Origin of the sequence: Arthrobacter sp. APC 3897 (assembly GCF_030407495.1) — a bacterium.
Taxonomy (GTDB): Bacteria; Actinomycetota; Actinomycetes; order Actinomycetales; family Micrococcaceae; genus Arthrobacter_B.
Genome location: NZ_JASDDG010000004.1, coordinates 119,234 through 145,902 on the forward strand (window position 1 = coordinate 119,234; position 26,669 = coordinate 145,902).

The following is a 26,669-nucleotide window of genomic DNA, read 5'->3' on the forward strand; positions in this document are numbered from 1 at the left end:
CGCCGAATCCGGGCGCAAACAACAGTCGGTGGACAGGCCGCGCGCACGCGGGCCTGTGCAGGAGTGCCTACCCCGGGAATGCGGGATCCAGCAGCCCCTCCCCCACCTCGTACCAGCTGTTACCCATGCGTTTGTACATGGCGGATTGGGTTTGCACGTAGATTTCCTGCTCACCCTTGCCGACGCTCAGGCCGGTGATACCGGTCAGCCCGGCCAGCGGCTCGGGATCTGCGCCGAGCCGGAGAATCAACGGAGTCACCTGTCCCTCGGCTGAGGTATTCAGGACGGCGATGGCATCCTCGGAAACCCACTTTGCCCGGTCCACCGGCTGTGTTGCCGGAATTCCTGATCCTGACTCGGTTGTGGCAGCCAGTTCCAGCGGGGTAGTGAGGGTTTTCGGAACTCCGTCCGCATCCCGGACAACGCCGGCCACCAGGACATGGCTGCGGCCGCCGGAGTATGTCACCAGCAGCGCCCGTGCACCGTCCCGTGAGATCCGGAGCTCGGAGATAGTTGCCTCGTCCAGCCAGGGAACGGGGAGCGTCATGATTTGGTCTGGCCCGCCGCCCGGCGGCAGGGCCAGGATTCGGCTGGCCGTTCCGACATTCGAGGCCGTCCAGGTCCATTTTTCGGGATCGATGCTGGGTGCGGTCAGGGACGCTCCGTCGGCCACTTTTCGAACCTCCTGGTTGGGCCCGGTCAGGAACAGCGACGTCCGGTCTCCGTTGAGGAAGGCGATGGTCGCCAGATCCAGTGACAGGGCCGGATCGCGGGGCGCGTACTCCGCAACGCTGGGGATTCCCTCGATCGCCTGCGGTTCCACTCCCTTGAAGTACGCCAGCTCATTCTGGAAGACGGCAATCTGCGTGCCGCCCGCTTCGGGGTCGGCAACGGCCTCCACCAGGGCGCCGCTTTCCTTGCCCAAATCCACCTCACGCTGGTTGACGGTCATGCTGACCGAATTCACGTTGTTGAGGTGGGTCAGATTCTGCTGCAGCTGAAGCGCCATTTGCTGCCGGTTCAGGTCACTGGAATCCTGCAGGACCTCTGCTGACAGATCCACTGTTGCCACGCCGGAGACCACCGGGACGGCGTCCCGGGCCAGCGCCGTGCCTGCGGGGAATGCACTGCTCACAGCACCCTGCAGGTAGGGGGCGGGGCCCTCGAGCATTGCCTTGACAACATTGGCGGCAATGCCGGATTTCTGCACGAACCAGCGGGTGTCAGGAACCCAGAATTCAAAATTGCTGGAGTAGAAGTACAAATTGTGGGAGAGGAACAGCAGGGAGAAATTGACCTCGGAGATCATGATGCCGTTGGGAACGGCACTGATCCGCCACTGGCCGTCCACCTGCTCCATGGAAGCGGAAACGGTCTCCGTAGTCCCCGAGGCCTTGTCGGTCCGGATCCCTCTGGTATCCAGCGCTCCCACGACTTCCAGCTGGATGGAGTAGGTTTCGCCATCCCGCGCGGCCACGATATTGGGATCCGCGCCGTAGATAAGCACCCGTTCGGTGGGTGCCCAGGTGTCGGCAAGGCTGTCGGTCAGGAACTCGCGGGCCACACTGTAATCGTCAGCGGCTCCCGTTCCAGCCGTAATAAAGCCCTGAAGGATGTCTTCCGGCGTCTCTCCCCCGCTTTGGCTCGGGCCGCGCGGCGCCACCGCAAAGGTGTCCACCAGCGAGCTCCCGACGCTGTCCGCGGAGGCAGTGCCCACCGGTCCCGTGGTGGGAATGGATGAGCATCCGGAGAGCACAGCCAGTACCAGTGCGGCCATCAGGATCAGGCGGGTGAACGGCCGCTGGGCGGCCGGACTGTTACCGGTCATCGGGTATCTCCTGTGTCACAGATGCAGGCGCGTCCAGTGCCCTCGGCACGGTTGCGCCGTCGTAGGGTGACAGCGGCACCGGGAAATCAGAGAACGGAACGCCGTGCCGGCGGGGCAGCGTGAGGCGGAAACAGGCCCCGTCTCCGGGCCGCCCCCACGCCTGCAGCAGGCCGCCGTGCAGCAGCGCGTCCTCGACGGCGATCGAGAGGCCAAGTCCGCTGCCGCCCGTGGTCCGTGCGCGGGCCGGGTCGGCACGCCAGAAACGGTCGAACACCCGGGAAGCCTCGTCCTCGGTCATGCCTATGCCATGGTCACGGACGGCGACAGCAACGGCGTCGACATTGGAGCCAATGGCGATCTCGATGGGCTGCCCCTCGCCGTGTTCCAGGGCATTGACCACCAGGTTGCGGAGGATTCGCTCGATCCGCCGCGGATCCGCGTCCACCATGCAGCTGGTTTCCTTCGAGACCACGGTGATCTCGGACCCAATGTTCAGGGCCAGCGGTTCCGTGGCGTCTATGACGTCGCGGACCACGGTGAAAATGTCGGTGGGTTCCAGATCCGGTGACGCCGCACCGGCGTCGAACCGGGAGATCTCCAGCAGGTCCGCCAGCAGGGCCTGGAAGCGTTCCACCTGGTGATACAGCAGTTCCGTGGACCGCTTGCTGATCGGGTCGAAGCCGTCCCGGGCGTCGTAGAGCACTTCGGCGGCCATCCGGACCGTGGTCAGCGGGGTGCGCAGTTCGTGGGAAACATCGGAAACGAAGACCTGCTGCATGCGTGAGAGCTGGGCCAGCTGGGTGATCTGGTCCTGGAGGGTGGCAGCCATGCGGTTGAACGACGCCGCCAGCCGCGCCACGTCATCCTCGCCCTTGACCACCATGCGTTCCTGCAGCTCGCCGTTTGCCAGTTTTTCGGACACGGCCGCGGCGTCGCTGACGGCACCCACACCGGCTTTGGTGACCAGCCACGCGATGGTTCCGATGATGACCATGAGCAGCCCGCCGGCAATCCACATGATGCGGTGGATGTCATCGAGGGTCTGCTGCATGGACGACAGATCGTAAATCAGGTACAGGGCATACTCGGCGCTGTCCGGCGGCAGCGTGACTTTGGTGCCGAAGGCCAGGCCGGGTTCCCCGTGGGAGAGTGCAAGCGGGGACCAGTGGATGGTGTCAAGGTCCTCGTTGACGTTGATGCTGCGCACGGATTCGGTCAGGGCCAGCGGAATGCTGCCGGCGGTGATCCCTTCACCGAGGGTTTGCGAGACGAACAGGTTCTGTTCCTGGTCCGGCATGGGCGTCAGGAGGTACAGCCGCCGGGCATCGGCGCCCTGTCCTTCCAGCAGCGACAGGGTGTTTGAGACCAGGCGTTCAGTGCCTTCACGATCCGTTGCGGCGGTGGTCCGGAAATTCTCCTTCGCCGAAATCAATCCGGCCGTGGCTTCGGACTGGAACTGGTTCTGCCGCTCTTCATAGAGCGCACCGGCAATCTGGTGGGAAAGAAACGCACCCACGCCGCCGCAGGCAAGGGTCACCAGCAGCAGCGTGGAGACCACGGTCTTGAACAGCAGGGAACGCCGCCAGAGGCGTGCAACCCGGTGGAACGTCGCTTTCCGCAGACCGCCGCGAAGACGCCGGAGCGTCCGCAGTACCACCGGCAGGATGTCATTTTTTAGGACCGCAGTCCGCGAGCGCCTAGCTCTGACCGGCTTTGTAACCGACACCACGCACCGTCAGAACAATCTCGGGTGCTTCGGGGTCGCGCTCAATCTTGGAACGAAGCCGCTGCACATGGACGTTGACCAGCCGGGTATCCGCCGCGTGACGGTAACCCCACACCTGCTCCAGCAGCATTTCGCGGGTGAAAACCTGCCAGGGTTTCCGGGCCAGTGCCACCAGAAGGTCGAATTCCAGCGGGGTCAGCGAAATGATGTCGGTTCCGCGTGTCACCACGTGTCCGGCGACGTCGATGGTGACTTCCCCGATGCTGAGCGTTTCAGGGGACTTCGTGTCGCCGGGCCGCAGGCGGGCACGCACGCGGGCCACGAGCTCTGCCGGCTTGAACGGCTTCGGCACGTAGTCGTCCGCACCCGATTCCAGGCCGCGCACAACATCGGACGTGTCAGACTTAGCGGTGAGCATGACGATGGGAACATCGGATTCACCGCGGATCTGACGGCACACCTCGATGCCGTCGATGCCGGGCAGCATGAGGTCCAGCAGGACCAGGTCCGGCTTGGAACTGCGGAAGACCTCAAGGGCCTTCGAGCCGTCCGCGCAGAAGACAGGTTCAAACCCGTCGTTGCGGAGCACAATGCCGATCATCTCGGCCAGTGCTTCGTCGTCATCCACGACCAGTATGCGTGCCTTCATAACTCCCTGTCCCCGGATGACTGCTCACACCGGTCCATCGTTGCGGTGCCGGACGAATTTCCGGCTGCCCGGTGCCTGCACCGCGCTTCAGCCCGCTGTCCGGAAAAGGCGGGTCCCCGGTTGTGTCCCGGGACACCGCGACAGCTGGCAATATCCCTATCATCCTAAGGGACGGAGTTTCCGGCCATTTCTGCAGGGCCTGTCCGGATTGCTCTGGAACTATGGTGGGATAAGGGCAAACAACTCTTTTGGGGAGACACCTTGGGTCAGGACAATCACAGCGGCGGCGATCCGCGGGAGCCAAATGACGACGGCGGGATCCCCGGCATCCCGCCGGCCCCGCGTTCGGACGGCTCCCCGGGATGGCATGCGCCGCAGTGGAATCAGCCCCCGCAGCCGCAGAATCCGTGGAACCAGCCCCCGCAGCCGCAGAATCCGTGGAACCAGCCGGGCGCGTTTGCGCCCCGGCAGCCCCAGCAGCCCTGGGGGTTCCCCGGCAGCCTGCCGCAGGGCGGCTGGACGCCTCCGCCCAAGCCCGGCATCATTCCCCTGCGGCCTCTCGGGCTGGGCGAGCTTCTGGACGGTGCTTTCCAGGCCTGCCGGAAGAACCCTGCCGCAACGTTCGGAACGGCACTGCTGATCCAGGCCGTCATCTCGCTGCTAACCTACCTGTTCATCGGCACCCTGGTGCCTGATGCTCTGTTCAGTTCCAACTTCGACGAAACGGACTTTGAGTCCGTCGAGTCAAACGCCGGCTGGTCCGTGACCGGGTTGTCCCTTTTGGGCGTCCTTTCCGTAGTGGGAGTCCTGCTGCTGCAGGGCGTGCTGGTGGTGCCCCTTGCGCGGTCCATCCTGAATCTCAAGACCGGCTTTGCGCAGACATGGCGGCTTTGCCGCTCCCGGCTGCTTGCGCTGGCAGGAATGGGGCTGCTGCTGACAGTTGCCTTCGTGATCGGGCTCGCGGTTTTCGGTGTGCTGTTGGGACTGCTGGTAAGCATCCTGGGCGCAGCGGGCCTCCCTGTCCTGATTCTGGGTTTCCTGGCTCTGATTGCCCTGTTTGTCTGGCTGGGGGTAAAGCTCGCTTTTGCACCGGCGGCACTGGTCCTGGAACCTGCAGGGATCTTCGCATCGCTTCGCCGGTCCTGGCAGCTGACCAACCGCAACTTCTGGCGCTCTTTCGGGATCCTTGCACTGACGGCCATCCTCGTGTCCATCATTTCGTCAGTCATCAGTGTTCCGGTGCTCCTCATCACCAGCCTTGTTGGAGCATTCGGCAGCGGCTCCGGCACGGATGCCGGAACCGCGGTGGCGCTGTTTGCCCTGAACGCCGCCATCACCACTTTCTTCAGCGCCATTGGTTATGCCTTTCAGGCGGCGGTGACTTCGCTGCTGTACGTTGACCTCCGGATCCGGCGCGAGGGCTTTGACCTCACGCTGATGAAGGAACAGGAGATCACCGGGACCACACCGGATCTGGTACCCGGACGGCACAGCGGCACGCCCGGCCCCGGCTACGGCGGATGACGGTGCCGGCAGCTCCGGTGCAGGTGATCCCGGTGCAGGTGTTCCCGGCGGGGGACGTCCCGGTGCTTCCCGACGCGGATCAAGCCCGCCGGTGGGCCGAGCAGGAACTGTCCCGGCCGGTGTACCAGGCTGCTGAACCCACGCTGCTGGAGCGCTTTTGGCAGTGGGTGGGCAACTTTTTTACTGAACTTCTCAACGGCATTGCCGGAGTTGACCCCACTCTTGGGGTGGTGCTCCTGGCCGTCGGTGCGGCGGCCGTGCTGGCTGCAGCTGTGTTCCTGGTCCGCCCGCGGCTGAATGCGCGGCACCGCCGCGAGGTCTTCGACTCCGGGGAAGTCCGCGTTGCCGTGGATCACCGGAGGCTTGCCGAGGAGGCAGCTGCCCGCGCCGAATGGGACACGGCAGTGACCGAACGCCTGCGTGCCATCATCCGTTCGGCGGAAGAACGGGTTATCCTCGAGCCCCGCCCGGGTCGCACCGCAGCCGAGGCAGGGCATGTCCTGGCGGGGTCTTTTCCTGCGGCCTCAGATGACATCATCTGGCTGGTCCGGCGGTTCGACGACGTCCGGTACGGCCATCTGCCCGCCACCGCAGATGACGCCGAACGGGCAGGTGTCCTGGACACGCTGCTGGGAGGCCTGTCTCCCGCCGTTTCCCCGCTAGTCCGCGACGCACCGGCGGTCCCGCGGTGAGCCCGGCACACGCTGGAGCGGATCCCGCGGCAGGTCCGCAGCGCGGTCCGGCGCTACGGGAAAACGTGCGTACCAAGCTGCGGGCGTGGCGCCTGTGGATTATTTTGGCTCTGGTGCTCTGCCTCGTTGTCCTCCTGGCTGTCCTCGGACAATCCGGTGATGACGATGCTGCCCTCTCCCCCGCAAACCCCGCCCCTGCCGGCGCCATGGCAGCGGCAACCATCCTGGGTGAGCACGGTGTGGACGTGCAGGCTCCGGATTCCTATCAGGAAGCCCTCGCCATCCTTGAAGACCGCGGCGGGCAGTCAACGCTGTTTCTGTATGACCCCAACGGCTTCCTGGGAGCGGACCAGCTGGCGGAACTGAACGGGCTTGCCCGCCGGCAGGTGCTGGCGGAACCGGGCTTTGCCCAGCTCACCGAGCTGGCACGGGAGATCCGCTCCGCCGGGGTACTTCCGGAGCAGGATGCCGGGCTGGAAGCTGAATGCTCAGCTGCGGACCCATCCGCCGCCCGGAGCATCGACGCCGGCGGTCTGGCCTACCGCGGTCCGGTCACCTGTTTTCCCGCCTCCGACCGCGGTAACGGACCAGGTTCGTATGCGGCCAACGATGACGGCTCTGTCATTGTTCTGGGTAATTCAGGACTGCTGGCCAACGAGTCGCTCGCCGGCCGGGGCAATGCGGCACTGGCGCTGCGCACCCTGGGTTCCACACAGACGCTGGTCTGGTTTTTGCCCACTGCCTCGGATATCCCGCAGGCAGAGGCACCTGCCGACTTCCGCACGCTGTTGCCGCCGTGGGTGGATCCGCTGCTGTTGTGGCTGCTCGTCGTGGCGGCACTGGCAATGCTTTGGCGCGGACGCCGGCTGGGGCCCCTGGCTGCCGAACCGCTGCCCGTGGTGGTCCGGTCCGCGGAGACGGCGGAAGGCCGTGCCCGGCTGTACCAGAATGCCCGTGCAACGGACCGCGCGGTCCAAACGCTTCGCGCCGCCGCGCTCACCCGCCTGGCTGTCCGGCTGCGGCTGGGTCCCGGCAGCAGCACCGATACGGTGGTGCGGGCAGCCGCCGCGGCCGCCGGCCGGCCGAAGGGTGAGGTCGAGGAGCTGTTGACCGGAGCCCTGCCTGCCGGCGATGCCGCATTTGTTCAATGGTCACAGGATTTGCAAGTCCTAGAGGAAGAGGTCACCGCATCATGAGCCAGCAGTACCAGCCGCAGCCCCCGGGTCCCCCGCCGGCACAAAAAGCCCCGGCCGGCCGAGAAGGCCTCACTGCCGAGGAAGCAGCAGGCGCCCGAAGTGCGGAGCGGGCCGGTCTCTCCGGACCGGACGCCGGCCGCGGCGGCGAGCCGGGCGGAGACCCGGTCCGCCAGGCCCTGCTGGATGTCCGCCGGGAAGTGGCCAAGGCCGTCGTAGGCCAGGATGCAGCAGTGACCGGGCTGATCATTGCCCTGCTGGCACGGGGGCATGTGCTGCTGGAAGGGGTTCCCGGCGTCGCCAAGACACTGCTGGTGCGCTCGCTGTCCGCTGCCCTGTCGCTGGACACCAAGCGGGTGCAGTTCACCCCCGATCTCATGCCCGGAGACGTCACCGGCTCGCTGATCTACGACGGCCGCACCTCGGAATTCTCCTTCCGGGAAGGGCCCGTTTTCACCAACATCCTCCTCGCCGATGAGATCAACCGCACCCCGCCCAAAACCCAGGCTTCGCTGCTGGAAGCCATGGAAGAGCGGCAGGTGTCAGTGGACGGCGTGTCGCGTCCGCTGCCTGATCCGTTCATTGTGGCGGCAACCTCCAACCCCGTGGAGTATGAAGGGACGTATTCCCTGCCGGAGGCCCAGTTGGACCGGTTCCTGCTGAAGCTGACCATGGACCTGCCCGGACGCGACGACGAAATCGAGATCATCCGCCGGCACAGCGGAGGTTTTGATCCCCGGAACCTCGGTGCCGCCGGGGTCCGCCCCGTTGCCTCGGCAGCCGATCTGGAGTCTGCGAGGCGCGCCGTCGCCGGGGTGGAAGTTTCCCCCGAGGTCCTTGGCTACATCGTGGACCTGGTCCGGGCCACCCGGAACGCGCCGTCGTTCCAGCTGGGCGTCTCCCCGCGCGGCGCCACGGCCCTGCTGAACACTTCCCGCGCCTGGGCCTGGCTTTCAGGACGGTCCTTCGTCACGCCGGATGATGTCCAGGCACTCACGCTCCCGGCGCTGCGGCACCGGGTGTCGCTTCGCCCGGAGGCGCAGATGGACGGTGTCGTTGTTGACGGCGTGCTGGGCAGCATCCTGGCCACCGTTCCGGTACCGCGCTAGGCCGCCGGCTCTGATGGCGATCTCCGGACGGCTGGTACTCCTTGCCGCAGCGGGCTCCGTGGCTGTTCTGCTCTTTCCGGGCGCTGCCACGATCACGCTGTGGCTCGTCTTTTTATGCGCTGCTGCCGGCGTTGATCTGTTGGCGGCGGCCTCGCCGCGTTCACTCACCCTGGAGCGCACCGTTCCGGGCAGCGTTCGCCTGACCGAGCCTGCCGCCGCAGTCCTGACTGTCCGCAACACCGGTTCCCGTCCCCTTCGCGGCAGCTTCCGGGACGGCTGGCAGCCCTCGGCCGGCGCCCTGAACCCGGTGCAGCGGGTGCAGATCCCCGGGCACGAAGCCCGCCGGTTCGACGTGCAGCTCCGCCCCGAACGCCGCGGCGATCTGCACAGTGAATCCGTCACGGTGCGCAGCTTTGGCCCGCTGGGCCTGGCCGCCCGGCAGCGCACCCTGCCGTGCCCCGCAACGCTGCGGGTGCTTCCGCCCTTCCACGCCAAACGGCACCTGCCCTCGAAACTGAGGCGGCTGCGTGAGCTGGACGGCAACACCACAGTCCAGATGCGGGGTGCAGGCACCGAATTCGATTCCCTGCGTGACTACGTACGCGGGGACGATGTCCGGTCCATTGATTGGCGTGCCACTGCCCGCCGGCGGGACACCGTGGTGCGGACCTGGCGTCCCGAGCGTGACCGGCGCGTGGTGCTGCTGCTGGACACCTCCCGCACGTCAGCAGCCCGGATTGCTGATGAGCCCCGGCTGGACACCGGCATCGAAGCCGCCCTGCTGCTGGCCATGCTGGCATCCGGCGGCGCCGACCGGGTGGACTTCCTGGCCTTTGACCGGCGGATCCGGGCGCGTGTCCAGTCCCGCGGAAAGGGCAACCTGCTGCACCGGCTCGTTTCGGCGGTTGCCCCGCTGGACGCCGAGCTGATCGAAGCCGACTTTTCCCTGGTACCCGGCGCCGTCCAATCAGTCTCCACGCGCCGTTCGCTGGTGGTGCTGATCACTGCCCTGGATTCCGGTGCACTCGAAGAAGGGCTGCTGCCGGTGCTGCCGCAGCTGCTGGCCAAGCATGTGGTGGTGGTTGCCTCGGTCCGGGACCCGGAGCTGGAGGAACTTCGGCGGCAACGGACAACAGCCGCCGAAGTCTTCCGGGCAGCGGCCGCGGAGCGTGCCCTGCTGGACCGGGCGGCGGTCAGCGCCCAGCTGCGGTCCATGGGTGCCGAGGTGGTTGATGAGACCCCGCAGGAGCTGCCGCCCAAACTCGCGGACCTCTATATCCGACTCAAAGCGTCCGGAAGGCTCTAGATCATGGATTCTGCAGAACCGGCAGCAGTTCCCCGCTCCGTCTACCGCCAGGTCCTCGGAGCCGACTTCGAGCGGCTCCAGCCCGCACTGCAGGAATACTTCTCGGCGGTCCCCGGCGGCGGCGTGTACGGCGAGGGAGAGGGTGTCTTTGAAACCGCCGGCTGTCCCCGTCCCTGGCTGCGGCCGCTGCTGAAGCTGATACCGGTATCCAACGCGTTCTTCCCTGATTACGGCACCGGCATACCCTTCACCATCCGCAACTATCCGCATCAGGACCCGGCGGGCAGGCCCTCGCTGACCGCGGTGCGGACGTTCCGGTTCCCCGGCGGCAATCGGGTCTTCGAGGACACCACCACGCTGACCGGTCCGCGGCAGCTGACGGATTATCTGGGCCGGAAAAGAAATCTGGCCACGGATTTGGTGCTGTCCGTGACCGGGGAGGGGCATCTGCTCATGGATTCCCCGCGCAGCCGGCTGTTCCTTGGCCCGCTGCGGCTTCCGCTTCCCGGCTTTGCGGCTGCGGATGCACATGTGGAGCAGTGGTACGACGACGGCGAGGGAGTCTTCCGCATCCGCACCCGGGTGGTGCAGAGGCAGGTGGGCACGGTCTTCGTCTACGACGGACGCTTCACGTACCGGCAGCAGCCCTGGGACGGCAACCTTCCGCCGGAGGCCGTGCCGGCCCGCTGGGAGCGGCGGGTCTAGACTCCGGCGGGTATGCCTAGCCCTCCGCGGCGACCTGGGACAGTGCTTCCGCAGTCTGCGTGAGCCGGGTGAGGATCTTCCGGGCGGACGACGGCGACACCGCCGCCAGATCAGCGGCCGGCATCAGGCGAAGCGCCGGGAGCCTGTCCGGTGACAGGCCGATCTTGGCCCACGGCCGCAGCACATCCTCCACCAGTGCTTTCACCTGGCGGGGCTCAGCGTCCCGGGCCGGCTCCGGCAGTATCCCCAGCCACAGTGCTTTTCCGCTTTCGACCGCTTCCGCGATGGATTCCCAATCCGCACCGGTCAGCCCGGCAGCGGGCAGGGCCGCGCCGTCTGCGCCCGCCCCCAGCGCGAGTGCAAAGGGGCTCTGGGCTCCGGGCCGCAGCACTGCGGAGCGTCCGGTCTCCGGCAGGCGCACAATGACCTGCTCAGCACCGGCACCGGTCAGCGCTTCTATGAGCTGTGCCCAGGCGGAGGAGACCTCCGTGGCCGGAACGGAGCGCAGCGTCCGGTAACCGCTGGCCGTGGGAATGGCACCGCCAAGAACTTCGGCAATGTCCGGCTCATCGAGCTGAACCGTGATGCCGGCATCCGGCGCGGCCGTGCGGGCACGCGCCATAAACTCCACCGCGCCGGCCGTGAGCGACTGCAGCAGTTCCCGGCGGGCACCGGAGTCGGAGAGGGCACGTTCCCCGTTGTGCAGATAGAGCCCGGCGGCCAGGGACAGCGGGCCGCGCAGCGAAATCTTCAGCTGGCTGCCCGGAGATTCCTCGCCGCCGGCAACGTCAGCCAGGGCGTTGAGGTCCTGTCCCAGCAGCGAAACTGCCCTGCGGTGGTCTTTTCCGGGCCGGGGCACCAGCCGCCACCCGTGCGGCTGGAGGTCCACGGAGAGATCCACGAGCAGTGCCGCGGTGCGGCCCAGGGCATCAGCGCCCGGACCGCGGTGCGGCAGTTCCACCAGGAACGGAAGATGCGGCGCACCGAGCTCACCGCGGATGATCCGGGTGGCTTCCACCGGGTCATGACCGGGCCAGGGACCCGGGGCGGTGGCCGTGACAGTGGCGGATTCCCGCTGCTGGGCGTCCGCCTGCTTAGAGTCCTGCTGCATTGCTGTTGCCGCCGTTATGGTTGTCGGAGATCGCCTGGTGATGCCGGATGACCTCGCTGATGATGAAGTTCAGGAATTTCTCGGCGAAGGCCGGATCCAGGTTGGCGTCCTCGGCCAGCCTGCGCAGCCGCGCGATCTGGGCCACTTCCCGTCCCGGGTCAGCCGGCGGAAGATCGTGCTCCGCCTTTAGATACCCCACCCGCTGGGTGGCCTTGAAACGTTCCGCGAGGAGATACACCAGCGTTGCATCGATGTTGTCGATGCTGCTGCGGACTGCCAGCAGTTCCTGCATCACCTCGTCGGAGACTTTCCCGGCGAGGGAACTGGCAGCGGGGTCAAACTCATCTGCGGATGTATCAGTCATGGCTCCAGTCTAGAGTCCGGCCCGCGTGCCGCAGAGCACGTTACGCCGGCCTGCCCGGATCAGGACACGGCGGCGGGATCCCATTCCAGCGAACGTGCCGAGTCAATCGTGGCCTGCCCCAGAACGCGGGTGCCCTGGTAAACCACCATGGACTGGCCGGGAGCAACGCCGCGCATCGGTTCGTTCAGCCGGACCACGAGCTCCTCGCGGATGCCGCCCTCGGCCTCCTCGGAGGCAACATCCTCCATCCAGCCGCGCGCCGCAACGGGGTCGCCGTGGGCACGGACCTGCACCATGCAGTCAAACTGCGTGCGGGCAGCAATCTCGGGGATCGGCAGACCGGCCCAGGAGATCTTGATGCCGCGCATCTGGTCAATGTTCAGCAGCTTCTCCGGCCCCACAACCACCTTGTTTTCCTTGGGCCGGATTTCCAGCACGAAGCGGGGCTTGCCGTCGTCGGCCGGGCGGCCCAGCTTCAGGCCCTTTCGCTGACCTACAGTGAAGGCGTTGGCACCGGGATGCGTGCCGATCTTCTCCCCGGAAGAATCGACAATGTCGCCCTCCGTCAGGTCGATGCGCTCTTCGAGCCAGCCGCGGGTGTCGCCGTCGGGGATGAAACAGATGTCGTGGCTGTCCGGCTTGTTGGCCACGGACAGGCCGCGCCGTTCGGCTTCGGCCCGGACCTCGGCCTTGGACGGAGTTTCCGCCAGCGGGAACATGGAGTGCTTGAGCTGTTCATGGGTGAGCACACCCAGCACGTAGGACTGGTCCTTGGCCCAGTCCGCGGCACGGTGCAGTTCCGGATTCCCGTCGGCGTCGGTGATCACCTTTGCGTAGTGGCCGGTGCAGACGGCGTCGAACCCCAGGGCCAGGGCCTTTTCCAGCAGGGCGGCGAACTTGATCCGCTCGTTGCAGCGCATACAGGGGTTGGGGGTGCGGCCGGCGGCGTATTCGGCGATGAAGTCATCCACCACGTCCTCCTTGAACCGCTCGGAGAAGTCCCAGACGTAGTAGGGGATGCCCAGGATGTCACACGCCCGCCAGGCGTCGCGCGAATCCTCAATGGTGCAGCAGCCCCGGCTGCCGGTACGCAGGGTGCCCGGCATGCGGGACAGTGCCAGGTGGACGCCAACGACGTCGTGCCCGGCTTCCACTGCGCGTGCTGCGGCTACCGCGGAGTCCACTCCGCCGCTCATTGCTGCCAAAACCTTCATGAAGTAAAACCTGTTCCTGCTGTTTGGATGCTGCTGACGTGGGAAGCCATACCGGCCTTTTTGGCCCGTTCGTAGGCTCCCGGAAGTGCGTTCAACAAAGTGTCAACGTCCGCGGACGTGGTTGTATGCCCGAGGCTGAAACGCTGGGCGCCGCGGGCCTCGGTCTCGCTCAGCCCCATGGCCAGCAAAACGTGGGAGGGCCGGGGAACTCCCGCCGTGCATGCCGAACCGGTGGAGGATTCCACTCCGGCCAGATCCAGCAGGAACAGCAGCGAATCGCCTTCGCAGCCCGGGAACGTGAAATGGGCGTTGCCCGGCAGCCGGCGGGGCATGCCCTGACGATCGGTGTCCCCGCTTTGTTCCTCCCGGGCACCCCGGAGCACGGCGTCCGGAATCTCCCGTTCGACCCCGGCGATCAGTGTGTCTCGCAGCTGCCGCAGGCGGGCGGACTCAGCGGGAAGGTTTTCCGTGGCCTCCCGGGCTGCAGCGGCGAAGGCCGCAATGCCGGGGGTGTCCAGGGTGCCGGAGCGGATGTCCCGCTCCTGTCCGCCGCCGTGCATCACGGGCGTGAGTTTGACGGCCCGTCCGACGACGAGCGCTCCCACTCCCACCGGTCCGCCGATCTTGTGGCCGCTGATGGCCATGGTGTCCACGCCGGCTGCGCGGAAGTTCACCGGCAACGAACCGAACGCCTGCACGGCGTCGGTGTGAACCGGCACCCCGTACTCGTGCGCCAGCGCCGTAATCGCGGGAATGTCCTGAACGGTGCCCACTTCATTGTTGGCCCACATGACGGTCAGCAGCGCGGTGCTGTCCGCGTGGGCGGCAAGCTCGGCACGGATGGCCTCTTCGGAGACCACTCCCTCATGGTCCACCGGCAGCCACACCACCGTGGCGCCCTCATGCTTCTCCAGCCACTGGACGGTGTCCAGAACGGCATGGTGTTCAATCGGGGAACAGAGAATGCGGGTGCGGCGCGGGTCGGCATCGCGCCGGGACCAGTAAAGTCCCTTGACGGCCAAATTGTCCGCCTCGGTTCCGCCGGAGGTGAAGATGATCTCCGAGGGGTGGCAGCCGGCGGCGGCGGCGAGCGCTTCGCGGGAGTCCTCCACCACCATCCGGGCGCGGCGGCCGGAGCCGTGCAGCGAGGACGGATTACCGCTGCGGCTAAGTTCTGACGTGAGTGCGGCGAGGGCCGAGGCCGAGAGAGGCGTGGTCGCCGCGTGATCTAGGTACACGGGCACTTGATTATTCTAACGGGGATCGCAACCAATGCCGATCGGTGCTGGCACAATGCCGTTGTGACTCCTCTGCCTCCCCTGCCGCCGCTCCCGGCCTGCCCGGCTTCTGTCCCCCGGGCTGTGCTCCTTCAGGCACTGGCGTCGAACGTGTCCGGCAAGTCCCCCGCCCGCCGGATATTCGCGGCGGTGGACGGCGTTGACGGCTCCGGCAAGACAACCTTTGCCGACGCCCTGGCTGCCGAACTGGCCGCTGCCGGGAACCCGCGCCCGGTGATCCGGGTGTCACTGGATGACTTTCATCACCGTCAAAGCATGCGGTACCGGCGCGGCCGGAATTCGGCAGCCGGCTTCCGCCATGATTCCTACAATGTGGACCAGTTTCGGGCCTATGTCCTTGATCCGCTGAAGCCGGGAGGCGGCGGACGCTACCGGCGCGCCGGGCACAGCCTCCTCACCGACGCCGTCCTGTCCCCACCCGCGCTGCCCGCCCCTGCCAACGCCGTCCTCCTGGTGGACGGGCTCTTCCTGCACCGCGGCGAGCTGGCGGCGGAATGGGATTTCTCGGTGTTCCTTGACGTGCCGTTTGCCGTGACCGCAGCCCGCATGGCGCTGCGCGACGGTACACCGCCGGATCCGGATGATCCGGCCATGCGCCGCTACGTGGGCGGCCAGCGCCTCTATTTCGCTGACACGGATCCTGCGGGCCGGGCCACGGTGGTGGTGGACAACACGGACCCGGACCGCCCGCGGTTCATCCCTGCCGCCGCGGCCAGCTATCGCCCTGGCCGGAACGCTGCCCGCACCCGGCCGGAAACATAGTCCGCCGTTCCAGCGTTATAGCTGGTGCAGCCTTGTTGCTGCCGGTGTGGCAGGTGTTGCTGCCAACCTGAGAGAATGCAACCGCTGTTAAACCTGCGGCGCCATCCGTGCGCTGTTGACTGCCGGGGCCTTCGGGCCCAATGAGAGGACCCGCTGTGAGCCCGTCACCCAAGACGCTGTATGAGGTTTTGGGTCTTGCCCCCTCGGCCACATCGGACCAGATCAAGACGGCCTACCGCAAAGCCGCCCGCGCCACGCACCCGGACCACGGCGGCAGCGCCGAAACATTCCATGTCATCGCCGAGGCGTATGAGGTCCTGTCCAACCCGGAGCAGAAGGCCGCCTATGACCTCAGCCTGGGCCGCGGTTCGGGCGGACGGCCCGGAAGCGCCGCCAAACCGGCGTCCTCCGCCCGCACCGGCTACACGGGCGGAGGATCAGTGTCCCCGGACGAGGTCCTGGCCAGGACACCGCGCTTTGTCCCGGACTTCTCCCCCGGCTCCCCGCCGGTGCTGCCGCTGGCGCTGGCCGGACAGCAGGTCCACGGGACCCCCCGCAGGCCCGGGTTCATGGCCCGCCTGGGCTCCGGCGCGGGCGCCCGGTACGACGGCGAGTGCCTCACCGTACGCCTGCTCGAGCGCACTTTCCTGCCGGACTATCCGGCCGGACGGCTGGTCAACGGCCTGCACCTGCCGGACCGCTCTCCCCGGGGCGGCAACCTCAATGTGGGCCATGTGCTCCTGGGCGGCTACCGGATGGCCGTCCTCGAATCCCAGGTGGCGTCTCCCGGCAATTACAGCTGGGACGGCAGACATCTGCGCTACCGCGGCAAAGAAGTGTCCATCGGCCGGCTGCCGGATGCCGTCCGCACCCTTCAGGACCGTTTCCCTGAGTGCAACGTCAGCGGCTGGGTGGTGCTGCACAGCCCCAACGGGAATCCCTTTGAACCGGTGATCGACTATCCGCCGTCGCTGAGCCGCAGCGCGCCGGCCATGGTCCACATCGTCAACGCCGGGACCCTCCAGCGCGAACTCAAGCGGTTCTTCAGCGACGGACCGCAGCCCAATACCGTCCAGCTTCCCGTGCTGGGCGGCCTCCTCGATGCAACGGTCCGCTAGCTGCCGGGCTTAGGATGGGGTTGTGTTCCGCATTCTCTTCCACGCCCCTGAAATCCCCGGCAATACCGGCAACGCCATTCGTCTTGCCGCCATCACGGGAGCTGAGCTCCACCTTGTTGAGCCCCTGGGCTTTGAACTGGAGGACTCCAAGCTGCGCCGCGCCGGCCTGGACTACCATGACCTGGCCGTGCTTCACGTGCACCCCAACCTAGAAGCTGCCTGGGAAGCGCTGGCACCGGAACGCGTCTATGCCTTCACCTCCGACGGCGACACGTCCTACACGGACATCGCGTACCAGCCCGGCGACGTGCTGCTTTTCGGCCGCGAGTCCGTAGGCCTCCCGGAGGAGGTAAAGCAGGACCCGCACGTCACCGCCCGCGTCCGCCTGCCCATGCTGCCCTCCCTGCGTTCCCTGAACCTTGCCAACTCCGCCTCCATCGCCGTCTACGAAGCCTGGCGCCAACACGGCTTCGCAGGTGCCCAGCTCTAAGGACTCCCATGCCCGAATCCAATATTGGCGCCGCGTTCGACGGCGGAGCCGCCGACTTTGAACGCCTGGCGCCTTCCCTGTGGAACCCGATGGGCAATGCGCTGGTTGCAGCCGCGGAAATAGAGGTTGGCAACCGCATCCTGGATGCGGGCTGCGGCACCGGAGCCACCACCATCCCGGCGGCGCAGTACGCCGGTCCTGACGGCCGTGTGGACGGCGTGGATCTTTCGGCACAGATGCTCGCCCTCGCCCAGGCCAAAGCCACCACCCTGTCCTTGGAGAACGTCGCACTGCATGTCGGCGATGTCTCCGGGTGGAGCAGCGACGAACCCTTCGACGTCGTGCTGTCCGCCTACTCGATCTTCTTCCTCCCGGACATGGACCAGGGAGCAGCAAACCTGGTCTCGAACCTGCGCCCGGGCGGCCGCCTGGCCCTGAGCACCTGGGCGGAGGGCGCCCTGGCCCCGTTCACTGAGCTCTTACTGCAGGAGTGCCGGCGCGAGCGGCCGGAGCTGACCGAACACTTTTCCGCAGCACGGGAAAACACCGAGCGCCTTAACACGCCGGAAAAACTCACCGCGTGGCTCGAAGGCCTGGGGCTTCACGACATCAAGGTCCTGTCCACACCTGTCCAGGTCCAGCTCAGCCAGTCCCTGGCCTGGTCGCTGGTCGCGGGCAGCGGACTTCGGTTCCTCCTGCCCGCTGATCCGGAGGCTGCGGACCGGGTCAAAGCGGCGTTCCTGGCGGTGGTGGGTGAGGAATACCGCCTGAATGCCGACACGCTGATTGCTTCCGCCCGGCGTCCCTAAGCACCGTTTACCGAAGCCCGTCCCATCCGTTGCCCCGGCGGCAGCGAATACAGGGCATGGGAGTTGAGGGACTTGTGGCGGCGGATCGTCGCCCGCCCGCCGCAGCGCGGCAGGCGGGCGACTTGCCGCGGGCTCCTGCACCTGTGCAACAGGGTTTCCCCCTATGCTGGAAACCTATGGAAACGCCCAACCAGGGACGGCCTCCCGCCTCGCAGTCCTCCGTTCCGGAGCCTGCCGCCGAGACCGCCCATAACAGCGGGCAGCAGCCCGTTTCCTCCGCTTCGCTGGAAGCTCTCCTTTCGGGGATTGCCGGCGGCAGCCGGGACGATTTTGAGCGCTTCTATGCACTGACGTCACGGCGTGTGTACGGATTGGCCCGCCGGGTCCTCATTGATGCCGAGCTCAGTGAAGACACCACCCAGGAGGTTTACCTGCAGGTGTGGACCAACGCCTCCCGTTTCGATCCCGCCGTCGGTTCCCCCCTGGCGTGGCTGCTGACCCTCGCGCACCGCCGTGCCGTGGACCGGGTCCGCTCCGAACAGAGTTCAGCCAACCGGGAGGCCCGCTTCGGCGCCGCCATGCAGGAACCGGACTATGACAATGTTGCGGACACCGTCGCCCAGCGCCTCGATGCCGAGGCTGTGGTGCAGTGCCTGGATTCCCTGACCGAAACACAGCGGGAATCGGTGCGGTTAGCCTATTACGGCGGGCTGACCTACCGTGAGGTCGCTGAAAAGCTGAATGCCGCGGTGCCGACCATCAAATCAAGGATCCGTGACGGACTGATACGACTGAAGAATTGTTTGGGGGTGGCTGCAGATGCCTGACAACAACTTTGAAGCCTCCTCGGATGCGCTCAGCACCGATGCGGCCGAAGGCCGGCTGCTGGAATGGGCCGAGGTTTATGCCCTGGACGCCCTTTCGGACGATGACCGCCGGATCATGGATGCTGCCCTCGAGCAGGCAGACCCGGACCTGCGTGCGTCCTTCCTCCGCCGTGTCTGGGCCACACGCGAAGCCCTGGCCGGCGGTTACCGGGCCGAGGCTGTTCCTCCCGCGGATCTGCTGGAGCGGATCATGTCCCGGCTGCCGCAGCAGGAGAACTCCCCTGCACGGGCCCCTCAGCCACAGGATCCGCCGCATGAGCGGGATGATTCTGCTCCCACCCTGCAGCCCGGCGACGAGTTGGCCGCCCGCCGCAGCCGCCGCTCCCCCCTGGGCCGCGCCGGCCGTTGGATTCTCGCCGGTGCCGCGGCAGCAGCGATCGTTGTGGGCGGAGTTGCCATCGGCAGCAACCTCGGACCGGATACGGTGCGCGAGGAAGTACTTGAGGCCTCTGACCTCCAGCAGCACACCGTTGACCTGCCCGCCGGCGGGACTGCGGAAGTTGCCACGTCCAGGGGCAGGGACGCCGCCGTCGTCACTCTCAACGGACTGCCGGCCCCGCCGGAAGGATCCGTCTACCAGATGTGGCGTGTCCCGGCGGACGGATCCAATCCGGTGTCCGCAGGCGTCATGACGGGTGAGGAAGTTTCCGGCGCCAAGGCCACGGAACTCACCGATATTGACCCGTACAGTGCCGTGGCCCTCACCGTGGAACCCGACGGCGGTTCGCCGACCCCCACCATGCCGATTCTGGCGGTCATTCCCTTCGCAGCCTGAGAGCCGCTGCCGGGCATCCCCGTCCGAACCGTTCCGGCAGCAGGACGCCCGGGCCGTCTCCGGCGTAGCCCGCATGGCCGGGGTTTCGTCCCGGACTCTGCGCCATTAGGAGCACCGCGGTTTTCTCCCGCCTGCCTTTACCGGGCCCAACGGGTACCGGTACTACCACCGGTGGCTGCAGGAGCAGAGCAGGCGCCTGGCACAGATGGCAGCGGCGGTCCGGGCAACACTGGATACCCTGCCGGACTGGCGCCGTCGGATCCTCGGCTTGGCGCCGCTGTGGCCCGCTATTACCCGTGGGTCTGCGCGGGTTGGACTCCCGACCGGGCGGCTTACAAGGGTCTGGGCGAGCTGTATGTGCAGGACAGCCGCTTCACGGCCTTCTACAACAGTGAAGCGCCGGGCCCGGTGGCCTACCTTGCCGAAGCCAGCGGCTCCCGGGCGGAAGCAAACCTCTAGGAAATCCCTGCCGATCCGCTGCGGAAGCGGCGGACCGGGGGCCAATCAGGGCCTCAGAACCCGGCGATGGTCTGCTCGGTATTGATCCCCACGACGTGGAACACTTCAGCACTGGCACCGTCCGGAAGCCCAAAGCGGCGGGCGTTGTCGCGCAGCATCGACTGCACCGCAGCCTCCATCCCGGCGATGTCCGGATGCTGGCTGGCATGTACCCGGATTGCCGCCAGCTTGGTCTCCACCAGGGCGCTGATATCCACGGCATGATTTTCGCGTTCCCGCGGAGCACCGTAAAACCACAGCCAGGGGACCTTGAATGCTTCCAGGCCCTGTTCCGCCAGCCGCGGAAAAGCAAAAGGATTCTCCGCGGCCGGATAGACAGCCCGCGTGACAATCTCGCCGCAGGCCAGATGATCAGGATGGCTGGCCTGGATCCGGTTCCAGTTGCGTTCGGGGTGCATGGACAGCACGACGTCGGGGCGGACTTCGCGGATGAGCGCAACAACCTGCTCCACCACTTCGTGGGTCACCGCCAGGAAACCGTCGCGTTCGCCCAGGAAACGGATGTCCCATACACCGGCGAGCTTCGCGGCTGCCTGCTGTTCACTGCTGCGCAGCTCCGTTACCTTGCTCCGGTCCCCGGGCTCGAAGCCCCCGGCGTCTCCGGCGGTCATGATGCAATACGTGACCTCAGCCCCTGCTGCCGTCCAGCCCGCCACTGTTCCGGCTGCACCAAAATCAATGTCATCCGGATGGGCGGCGAAAGCCAGCACACGCTGCACCCGGGAAGCGGCCGGCGTCTGGAGGGGTGTCTGCCCCTGTAGCTGGGTCATGGAATCAGGACCTGCGCTTCTTGATTTCCTCGGTGGCCTGGGGCAGGACCGAGAACACGTCCCCCACGATGCCGAAGTCCGCAATCTCGAAGACGGGTGCGTCAGCGTCCTTATTGACCGCCACGATCACCTTTGCTGTCTGCATCCCGGCTTTCTGCTGAATGGCGCCGGAGATGCCCGCCGAAATGTAGAGCTGCGGTGAGACTGTCTTACCGGTCTGGCCTACCTGGGCGGAATGTTCAATCCACCCGGCGTCGGTGGCTGCCCGCGAGGCACCCACGGCACCTCCCAGGGCGTCCGCGAGGTTTTCCACCGGAGTGAAGTCACCATCCATCCCGCGTCCGCCCGCCACAATGACCCGGGCTTCGGAGAGTTCGGGACGGCCGCTGACCCGCTTCTCGGTGCGGCCCGTGACCCGTGCCGCGGGACCGGCGTCGGGGACGGCAACCCGGTGGCGTTCCGGGACCGCGGAAGCCTGCGCCGGAACCGGTTCAACACTGTTGGCCTTCACCGTAATGACGGGAATCCCGGTCTGCACCCGGCAGGTGGAGGTGTAGGACCCGGCCAGCACGGACTTCGTCACTGAAAAGTCCGGGGCAACGGCCACCGCGTCCGTAATCACGCCGGAACCCAGCTTGATGCCGGTGCGCGCCGCCACCTCGCGGTCCTCAAAGGAATTACCCAGCAGCACCGCAGCGGCCTCCGCCGCCTGCGCGGTCTCCGCCAGGAAAGCGGACTTGGCGGCAATCAGGACGTCCGGCAGTTCTTCCTCCGGCTCGTAGACGGACGCGACGCCATAGTCTCCCAGAGCCTGCAGCACCTCATCGCTGAGGGCGCGGGGGCTGGCTACCGCCGGCTGCCCCAGCTCACTGGCGATGGTCAGCAATTCGCGGCTCGCCCGCGGCAGCGGCAGGCCCGGGACATCAATAAAGACGAGGACAGAGGCCATGGTGGGCTCTCCTTAGTGCTTCGGGCGCCGCCGGGGCAACGCCGGTGAAAGGATTGTCAGATCAGTTTGGAGGCGGCCAGGAAGTCCACCAGCGCTACCCCGGCGTTGCCGTCGTCGGTGATGATGGTTCCGGCTGAACGCGGCGGACGGGGCGCGGAGGCAGCTACTGAGGTCCAGGAACCGGCCACACCGGTGTGCTCCGGTTCGATGCCCAAATCCTGGAGGGAGAGAACTGTGATGGTCTTTTTCTTGGCGGCCATGATGCCCTTGAAGTTGGGGTACCGCGGCTCGTTGGCCTGATCAGTGACTGATACCAGTGCCGGCAGCGGCGCTTCGAGCGTCTCGGAAAATGAATCGCCGTCCCTGCGGGCACGGACCGTAGCAGCGCCGTCAACATCCAGCACGTTAATCTCGGCGGCGAAGGTAATCTGGGCCAGCTGGAGCCGCTCCGCCAGCTGCGCCGGGACCAGGGACGTTTCTCCGTCCGTGGACGCCATGCCCGTCAGTACCAGGTCCGGCATCGCCGGGGCACCCGGCGTGCCTGCCGCGTGCTGCACGGCAGCGGCAAGCACCAGCGACGTTGCTGCCGCATCGGAACCGGCCAGTGCGGCGTCGTTCACGTGGACGCCCTGATAGGCACCCATCTGCAGGGATTTTTTCACGGCATTAACCGCGGCATCCGGGCCCATGGTCAGCGCGGTCACCATGTTCCCGGCCGCCTGGCCCCCGCGTGCCTCGGCCAGCTGCAGCGCCGTTTCCAGGGCATACTCGTCCAACTCGGAGAGGATGCTCTCGGAGCGGTCGAGCGTGTGGGCGGGACCGGAAAGGTGCCGGTCAAACTGGGCATCGGGCACGTGCTTTACCAGGACAACAATGTTCAGCGGCCTGTCGGCTGATTCCTGCATGCGGAACCTTTCTGCGTGGGAGATCCTTCCGGGGCTGGCTTTGCCGGGTCCGGGACCAGCCGCCGGGGCGGCAAACTTAAGCTAATCACACTGCGGGGCAGCCCCGTGCCCGGCACCGGACACGGACGGACCCGCCCTTCTCCAAGAAGAGCGGGTCCGTGGTGCATGGTGTTACTGATCCGCGGAGTCGCCGAGCGTCACATCCGTGCTGTCGGCGCGGCCGCCGCTGGTGTAGTCGATGGTGACCTTGGAGTCCGCTGCCTGCATCCGAATGGCAGCGGTCAGGGACTGGGCATCGGTGACCGGAATGCCGTTCACCGCCGTGATGACGTCTCCCTTTTTCAGTCCTGCCCGGGCGGCAGGGGTTCCGCTGGCCGGGTTCTCGGCCACCTCGGCACCAACGGTAAAGGCCGAGGAGCTGGAGGCCACTGCCGGAGTGACCGATACGCCCAGGAACCCGTGGGTCGCTGAACCGTTGTCGATGATCTCGTTGGCCACCCGTTCGGCGTAGCTCATCGGCACAGCAAAACCGACGCCGATGCTTCCGCTGTCCTCGCTGGCCGAGGCAATGGCCACATTGACTCCGATAACGTCGCCGTCAGTGTTGACCAGTGCCCCGCCGGAATTTCCGTGGTTGATGGCTGCATCCGTCTGGATGACGTCCAGATAAATGGAGCCCTGAGCCGTACTCTGGCTTTGGCTGGAACCGTCCGGCGGAGCAAAACGGAATCCGTTGCCGTCATTCTCCTGGCCCGTCCCACCGTCGGTGGGGGATTCCGGGGCCGCTGAAGACTGCACGCTGATGGTGCGGTTCAGCGTGGACACGATGCCGTCCGTTACGGTGCCCGCGAGTCCCAGTGGAGCACCGATGGCGATGACCGTGTCCCCTACGTTGAGATCGTCGGAATTGCCCAGGTCCGCCGGGGTCAGGTCGGAGGCGTCCACTTTAATAACAGCCAGGTCGGACACCGGGTCGGTTCCCACCACTGTGGCGGAGAAGACCCTGCCGTCATGGGTCTGGACTTCCACGGACGGCGAGGAGGCAGTCCCGCCGAGGGTGACGACGTGCGTGTTGGTCAGGATATGGCCATCATCGTCCAGGATGATCCCGGAGCCGGTGCCGGAACTGCCGCTGGCGGAGACATCGATGGTGACAACGCTCGGGGAGGCTTTCACGGCGGCCGCAGTCACCGCATTGACGCTGTCATCGTTATTCACCACGACAGTCTGTGCCTGGCCCGTGCTTTGGGGCGAGGAATCGTTGTCCATCAGTGCATCGGCTCCCACCGCAACACCGCCGCCCAGCAGTCCGGCCAGCACCATGCCTGTGATCAGGGCGCCGGCTCCGTACCTGCGCGGCGACCGAGCCGGCACCGGCTGATGGGAAGAGCCGTAGGGATCCTGCCCGTAGCCGCCCCCGGAATAACCGCCCGCTGAGCCCGCGCCTCCATTACTGCCGGCACCGTAGCTGCCGGCACTGTAGCTGCCGGACGCCGACGGCGCGTGGGCAGGGGGCTGCCGGGGCGGCTGCGGCTGGGCATTCCGGGCGGCACCGTCAGCATCTGAAGCTGCAGCGCCGTATGCGGAAGCGCGCGGCTGCTGGGCCGCGGCATCGGGAAGCTGCTGGGTCTGGTCCCCGCGGGCCTCACCAGCCGCTGCATGCTCGGAGGAAGCAGGCGGGGCAGGCGGACGGGGAGGAAGCGGACGCTGCGGACCCTCGGTGCCCCCATATTGCTCAGACATGTGCTGTCCTTTCCAAATCATGTGCCGGTGCCGTGGAAGTGTGTGAGGCTTCCTCAACTATGACAGTACTTTCTGTGACGATTGATGGAGGTTCCTGAACGGTTCCTGAAAACTTCCCGAAAGACATACAGCCTTCTCCATGGTGGACTCGATATATTGGCGAACCATAGAATCGAACCAGGAATCGGCCTTCCTCCGCGGAGGGAACCGAATCCGGCGGAACGAAGCGCAGATGCCACGCACCACACAATCCTGAGGACAAATTTATGCGGTTGAAGACCATGCGGCTAGCTGCCGTGCTCGGTTTGAGTGTCTCGGCGCTTCTGGTTCCGGCTGCAGCCGCGTCCGCGGTCCCGCCGGTCACCATCCCGCCCGGACAGTTCCTGGTCGACGACGCCGGCGTTCTGGGCTCGGACGCCGGCGAGGTCCGCTCAGCCATTTCCGAAGTGCGGGAAAACAGCCGCTACACCCTTTTTGTCGTGTACGTGGATGAGTTCACGAACCCCTCAGACCCGGCTGCCTGGGGAGACCAGGTTGTCGAGCAGAAGGGCATGAACTCCCAGGACGTGCTGCTGAGCATTGCCACGGAAAGCCGGCAGATCAACGTCTCGGTCTCCGATAACAGCCCGCTGACCCGGGAGCAGGGCGACGCCGTAATTGATGCAGCAGCCGATCCGCTGGTTGGCAAGGAGAGCTTCACCTCCGAGGACTGGGCCGCAGCAGCCGTCAGCGCCGCGGACACGCTCGAATCGGGCCGTACCGGCTCTTCCACCGGCTCGTCAGCGTCCTCGGGCGCAAGCCTTGCTCCGGTCATTCTTATCGGCGGAATTATTCTGCTGGGCGGCGGAGCTGCCTTCCTCTTCGTCCGCAGCAAGCGCAAGGGTGCCCTCCCTGCCGGGCCGCGCAGGTCAGAACCGCAGGAGCCGGCGGATCCGCTGGACCAAATGAGTGTGGAAGACCTGCGCAAGCGCGCCGGCAGCCTCCTGATAGCCGCCGACGACGCCATCAAGTCCAGCGAGCAGGAATTGGCCTTCGCCATGGCTTCCTACGGGGACGACGCCGTCAAGACCTTCACCGAGGATCTCGCAGCAGCCAAAAACCACATGAGCGAGTCCTTCAAGATGCAGCAGCAGCTGGATGACCATATTCCGGATACTGAAGCGCAGCAGCGGACCTGGCTCAAGGACATCATCCGCCGCTGCCAAGCCGTGAATGAGTCCCTCCAGGCGCACAAGGAAGACTTTGATGCGCTCCGCGAGCTGGAGAAAAATGCTCCTGCTGCCCTGAGCGCGGCTCGAAGCACCGCCCAGTCGGCCGGCGGACGCCTGGATGCGGCAGAGGCCTCCCTCAGCGGACTGCGCCAGCGTTATGCCGATTCCGCCCTGACCCAGATCGCGGACAACATCGAACAGGCACGCCAGCGGCTAGAGTTTGTCGACAGCGCCGAAGAAACGGCCCAGGCTAAGCTCGACGAAGGTGACACGGCCTCCGCCGTCGTCGCCGTCCGCGCGGCAGAAGAAAGCGTGCACCAGGCGAACGTCCTGCTGGACGCCATTGAGAAGACCGGACGCGAACTCGACGCAGCGCGCAGCGAGTTGCAGCGTGCCGTTGCGGATGCCCGGCAGGATCTGGCCCAGGCCAGGGCCTTCTCGGCCAACGGCGCCAATGCCGGGCTGGCTGGACCGATGGCCGGTGTGGAGGCTGCTCTGACTGCCATTGAGCGCGAGTCATCGGCGCGGAACAATCCCGTGGATCTGCTGCGCCGCCTGGAAACAGCCAACTCCCAGCTCGACAGTGCACTGGAAGGCATCCGGGACCGGCAGGAACAGGAACGCCGGGCACGGGATGCGCTTCAGCACGCCGTGATGTCCGCCCAGGCGCAAATCTCCGGTACCTCTGATTACATCCGCGCCCGGCGCGGCGGTGTGGGCAGTGAGGCCCGCACCCGGCTGGCCGAGGCTGAACGCAACCTCCAGCAGGCCATTGCCCTGCAGTCCTCGGATCCGGTCAGCGCCTTGGCCTACGCCCAGCAGGCCAACGCACTGGCGGCACAGGCAGCCGATATGGCTCAGCAGGATGTCGACGGATTCGGCGGCGGCTTTGGCGGCGGGGGCGGCATGTACGGTGGACGTGGCGGCGGCTCCGGACTCGGCGGAGCGATCCTGGGCGGTATCCTGATCGACTCCATCCTGCGCGGCGGAGGCGGCGGCTTCGGCGCGCAGG

General features: G+C 66.5%; 25 protein-coding genes. 14 read left to right on the top strand and 11 right to left on the bottom strand.

All coding sequences use genetic code 11. The features are described from left to right. Positions 1 to 67: 67 nt before the first annotated feature. From QMA10_RS03710 to mtrA, 3 genes are read right to left on the bottom strand one after another with little or no spacing between them, the layout of a single operon-like run. Positions 68 to 1,828, bottom strand: coding sequence for an LpqB family beta-propeller domain-containing protein (locus tag QMA10_RS03710; protein WP_290166281.1), 1,761 nt, complete (start codon positions 1,826 to 1,828; stop codon positions 68 to 70). After that, positions 1,818 to 3,485, bottom strand: a complete 1,668-nt coding sequence (gene mtrB, locus QMA10_RS03715) for an MtrAB system histidine kinase MtrB (protein ID WP_290166282.1) — start codon at positions 3,483 to 3,485, stop codon at positions 1,818 to 1,820. The genes QMA10_RS03710 and mtrB overlap by 11 nt, the downstream gene beginning before the upstream one ends. 40 nt (positions 3,486 to 3,525) lie before the next feature. Beyond that, positions 3,526 to 4,203 carry an MtrAB system response regulator MtrA gene (gene mtrA / locus QMA10_RS03720; protein WP_104052552.1) on the bottom strand — a complete coding sequence of 226 codons (678 nt, stop codon included), beginning with the start codon at positions 4,201 to 4,203 and terminating at the stop codon, positions 3,526 to 3,528. A 261-nt stretch (positions 4,204 to 4,464) separates the two neighbouring features. Between mtrA and QMA10_RS03725 the strand changes: the two genes are divergently transcribed. The 6 genes from QMA10_RS03725 (at position 4,465) to QMA10_RS03750 (ending at position 10,732) form a co-directional block, all read left to right on the top strand. Next, on the top strand, positions 4,465 to 5,727 hold the full coding sequence (locus tag QMA10_RS03725; protein ID WP_290166283.1) for a glycerophosphoryl diester phosphodiesterase membrane domain-containing protein: 1,263 nt from the start codon (positions 4,465 to 4,467) through the stop codon (positions 5,725 to 5,727). After that, entirely contained in the window at positions 5,724 to 6,419 is a 696-nt protein-coding gene (locus QMA10_RS03730) for a DUF4129 domain-containing protein (RefSeq protein WP_290166284.1), read from the top strand. The genes QMA10_RS03725 and QMA10_RS03730 overlap by 4 nt, the downstream gene beginning before the upstream one ends. A gap of 65 nt (positions 6,420 to 6,484) precedes the next feature. Beyond that, on the top strand, positions 6,485 to 7,615 hold the full coding sequence (locus QMA10_RS03735; protein ID WP_290166285.1) for a DUF4350 domain-containing protein: 1,131 nt from the start codon (positions 6,485 to 6,487) through the stop codon (positions 7,613 to 7,615). Next, positions 7,612 to 8,721 (top strand): MoxR family ATPase, encoded by a 1,110-nt coding sequence (locus QMA10_RS03740; protein ID WP_290166286.1) that lies wholly within the window; start codon positions 7,612 to 7,614, stop codon positions 8,719 to 8,721. The genes QMA10_RS03735 and QMA10_RS03740 overlap by 4 nt, the downstream gene beginning before the upstream one ends. Before the next feature lie 13 nt (positions 8,722 to 8,734). Then, positions 8,735 to 10,027 carry a DUF58 domain-containing protein gene (locus QMA10_RS03745; RefSeq protein WP_290166287.1) on the top strand — a complete coding sequence of 431 codons (1,293 nt, stop codon included), beginning with the start codon at positions 8,735 to 8,737 and terminating at the stop codon, positions 10,025 to 10,027. A 3-nt stretch (positions 10,028 to 10,030) separates the two neighbouring features. After that, a complete protein-coding gene (locus QMA10_RS03750; protein WP_290166288.1) occupies positions 10,031 to 10,732 on the top strand; it encodes a DUF4166 domain-containing protein in 702 nt (233 codons plus the stop codon). Positions 10,733 to 10,748: 16 nt separating this feature from the next. Here the strand turns inward: QMA10_RS03750 and QMA10_RS03755 are convergent, their stop codons facing one another. From QMA10_RS03755 to QMA10_RS03770, 4 genes are read right to left on the bottom strand one after another with little or no spacing between them, the layout of a single operon-like run. Next, positions 10,749 to 11,843, bottom strand: a complete 1,095-nt coding sequence (locus QMA10_RS03755; protein ID WP_290166289.1) for a hypothetical protein — start codon at positions 11,841 to 11,843, stop codon at positions 10,749 to 10,751. Further along, positions 11,827 to 12,207, bottom strand: coding sequence for a chorismate mutase (locus QMA10_RS03760; RefSeq protein ID WP_290166290.1), 381 nt, complete (start codon positions 12,205 to 12,207; stop codon positions 11,827 to 11,829). Before QMA10_RS03760 ends, QMA10_RS03755 begins: the two co-directional genes overlap by 17 nt. Before the next feature lie 59 nt (positions 12,208 to 12,266). Continuing rightward, positions 12,267 to 13,421, bottom strand: coding sequence for a tRNA 2-thiouridine(34) synthase MnmA (gene mnmA, locus QMA10_RS03765; RefSeq protein ID WP_290166291.1), 1,155 nt, complete (start codon positions 13,419 to 13,421; stop codon positions 12,267 to 12,269). After that, positions 13,418 to 14,665, bottom strand: coding sequence for a cysteine desulfurase family protein (locus QMA10_RS03770; protein ID WP_290166292.1), 1,248 nt, complete (start codon positions 14,663 to 14,665; stop codon positions 13,418 to 13,420). Before QMA10_RS03770 ends, mnmA begins: the two co-directional genes overlap by 4 nt. A 57-nt stretch (positions 14,666 to 14,722) precedes the next feature. On the opposite strand from QMA10_RS03770, the gene QMA10_RS03775 reads away from it, so the two are divergent. The 7 genes from QMA10_RS03775 (at position 14,723) to QMA10_RS03805 (ending at position 20,019) form a co-directional block, all read left to right on the top strand. Then, positions 14,723 to 15,481 carry a uridine kinase gene (locus QMA10_RS03775; protein ID WP_290166293.1) on the top strand — a complete coding sequence of 253 codons (759 nt, stop codon included), beginning with the start codon at positions 14,723 to 14,725 and terminating at the stop codon, positions 15,479 to 15,481. A 155-nt stretch (positions 15,482 to 15,636) separates the two neighbouring features. Then, a complete protein-coding gene (locus tag QMA10_RS03780) occupies positions 15,637 to 16,599 on the top strand; it encodes a J domain-containing protein (protein WP_290166294.1) in 963 nt (320 codons plus the stop codon). Between the two features lie 22 nt (positions 16,600 to 16,621). After that, on the top strand, positions 16,622 to 17,089 hold the full coding sequence (locus QMA10_RS03785; protein ID WP_290166295.1) for a tRNA (cytidine(34)-2'-O)-methyltransferase: 468 nt from the start codon (positions 16,622 to 16,624) through the stop codon (positions 17,087 to 17,089). Positions 17,090 to 17,097: 8 nt separating this feature from the next. Then, positions 17,098 to 17,898, top strand: coding sequence for a class I SAM-dependent methyltransferase (locus tag QMA10_RS03790; RefSeq protein ID WP_290166296.1), 801 nt, complete (start codon positions 17,098 to 17,100; stop codon positions 17,896 to 17,898). 176 nt (positions 17,899 to 18,074) lie between these two features. Beyond that, positions 18,075 to 18,725 carry an ECF RNA polymerase sigma factor SigK gene (gene sigK / locus QMA10_RS03795; RefSeq protein WP_290166297.1) on the top strand — a complete coding sequence of 217 codons (651 nt, stop codon included), beginning with the start codon at positions 18,075 to 18,077 and terminating at the stop codon, positions 18,723 to 18,725. Continuing rightward, complete coding sequence (locus tag QMA10_RS03800) at positions 18,718 to 19,560, top strand: anti-sigma factor (protein ID WP_290166298.1); 843 nt, start codon at positions 18,718 to 18,720, stop codon at positions 19,558 to 19,560. The genes sigK and QMA10_RS03800 overlap by 8 nt, the downstream gene beginning before the upstream one ends. A gap of 171 nt (positions 19,561 to 19,731) precedes the next feature. Next, a complete protein-coding gene (locus tag QMA10_RS03805) occupies positions 19,732 to 20,019 on the top strand; it encodes a TipAS antibiotic-recognition domain-containing protein (protein WP_290166299.1) in 288 nt (95 codons plus the stop codon). A 53-nt stretch (positions 20,020 to 20,072) separates the two neighbouring features. On the opposite strand, the gene QMA10_RS03810 is transcribed toward QMA10_RS03805, so the two are convergent. The 4 genes from QMA10_RS03810 to QMA10_RS03825 all read right to left on the bottom strand — a co-directional run bounded on the left by QMA10_RS03810 (position 20,073) and on the right by QMA10_RS03825 (position 24,446). Beyond that, positions 20,073 to 20,849 carry a PIG-L deacetylase family protein gene (locus tag QMA10_RS03810; protein ID WP_290166300.1) on the bottom strand — a complete coding sequence of 259 codons (777 nt, stop codon included), beginning with the start codon at positions 20,847 to 20,849 and terminating at the stop codon, positions 20,073 to 20,075. 4 nt (positions 20,850 to 20,853) lie between these two features. Beyond that, a complete protein-coding gene (locus QMA10_RS03815) occupies positions 20,854 to 21,798 on the bottom strand; it encodes an electron transfer flavoprotein subunit alpha/FixB family protein (RefSeq protein WP_290166301.1) in 945 nt (314 codons plus the stop codon). Positions 21,799 to 21,854: 56 nt separating this feature from the next. Then, a complete protein-coding gene (locus QMA10_RS03820; protein ID WP_290166302.1) occupies positions 21,855 to 22,703 on the bottom strand; it encodes an electron transfer flavoprotein subunit beta/FixA family protein in 849 nt (282 codons plus the stop codon). A 171-nt stretch (positions 22,704 to 22,874) separates the two neighbouring features. Then, entirely contained in the window at positions 22,875 to 24,446 is a 1,572-nt protein-coding gene (locus tag QMA10_RS03825; protein ID WP_290166303.1) for a trypsin-like peptidase domain-containing protein, read from the bottom strand. A gap of 266 nt (positions 24,447 to 24,712) precedes the next feature. Between QMA10_RS03825 and QMA10_RS03830 the strand changes: the two genes are divergently transcribed. Next, on the top strand, positions 24,713 to 26,669 hold a 1,957-nt coding region (locus QMA10_RS03830), incomplete at its 3' end, for a TPM domain-containing protein (RefSeq protein ID WP_290166304.1).

Excerpts from the sequence above, each read along its gene's own strand:
- mnmA (WP_290166291.1), bottom strand. The coding sequence starts at position 13,421 with ATGAAGGTTTTGGCAGCAATGAGCGGCGGAGTGGACTCCGCGGTAGCC.
- QMA10_RS03740 (WP_290166286.1), top strand. The coding sequence starts at position 7,612 with ATGAGCCAGCAGTACCAGCCGCAGCCCCCGGGTCCCCCGCCGGCACAA.
- QMA10_RS03815 (WP_290166301.1), bottom strand. The coding sequence starts at position 21,798 with ATGGCCTCTGTCCTCGTCTTTATTGATGTCCCGGGCCTGCCGCTGCCG.
- mtrA (WP_104052552.1), bottom strand. The coding sequence starts at position 4,203 with ATGAAGGCACGCATACTGGTCGTGGATGACGACGAAGCACTGGCCGAG.
- QMA10_RS03810 (WP_290166300.1), bottom strand. The coding sequence starts at position 20,849 with ATGACCCAGCTACAGGGGCAGACACCCCTCCAGACGCCGGCCGCTTCC.
- QMA10_RS03710 (WP_290166281.1), bottom strand. The coding sequence starts at position 1,828 with ATGACCGGTAACAGTCCGGCCGCCCAGCGGCCGTTCACCCGCCTGATC.
- QMA10_RS03790 (WP_290166296.1), top strand. The coding sequence starts at position 17,098 with ATGCCCGAATCCAATATTGGCGCCGCGTTCGACGGCGGAGCCGCCGAC.
- QMA10_RS03800 (WP_290166298.1), top strand. The coding sequence starts at position 18,718 with ATGCCTGACAACAACTTTGAAGCCTCCTCGGATGCGCTCAGCACCGAT.
- sigK (WP_290166297.1), top strand. The coding sequence starts at position 18,075 with ATGGAAACGCCCAACCAGGGACGGCCTCCCGCCTCGCAGTCCTCCGTT.
- QMA10_RS03760 (WP_290166290.1), bottom strand. The coding sequence starts at position 12,207 with ATGACTGATACATCCGCAGATGAGTTTGACCCCGCTGCCAGTTCCCTC.
- QMA10_RS03820 (WP_290166302.1), bottom strand. The coding sequence starts at position 22,703 with ATGCAGGAATCAGCCGACAGGCCGCTGAACATTGTTGTCCTGGTAAAG.
- QMA10_RS03745 (WP_290166287.1), top strand. The coding sequence starts at position 8,735 with ATGGCGATCTCCGGACGGCTGGTACTCCTTGCCGCAGCGGGCTCCGTG.
- QMA10_RS03755 (WP_290166289.1), bottom strand. The coding sequence starts at position 11,843 with ATGCAGCAGGACTCTAAGCAGGCGGACGCCCAGCAGCGGGAATCCGCC.
- QMA10_RS03730 (WP_290166284.1), top strand. The coding sequence starts at position 5,724 with ATGACGGTGCCGGCAGCTCCGGTGCAGGTGATCCCGGTGCAGGTGTTC.
- QMA10_RS03825 (WP_290166303.1), bottom strand. The coding sequence starts at position 24,446 with ATGTCTGAGCAATATGGGGGCACCGAGGGTCCGCAGCGTCCGCTTCCT.
- QMA10_RS03750 (WP_290166288.1), top strand. The coding sequence starts at position 10,031 with ATGGATTCTGCAGAACCGGCAGCAGTTCCCCGCTCCGTCTACCGCCAG.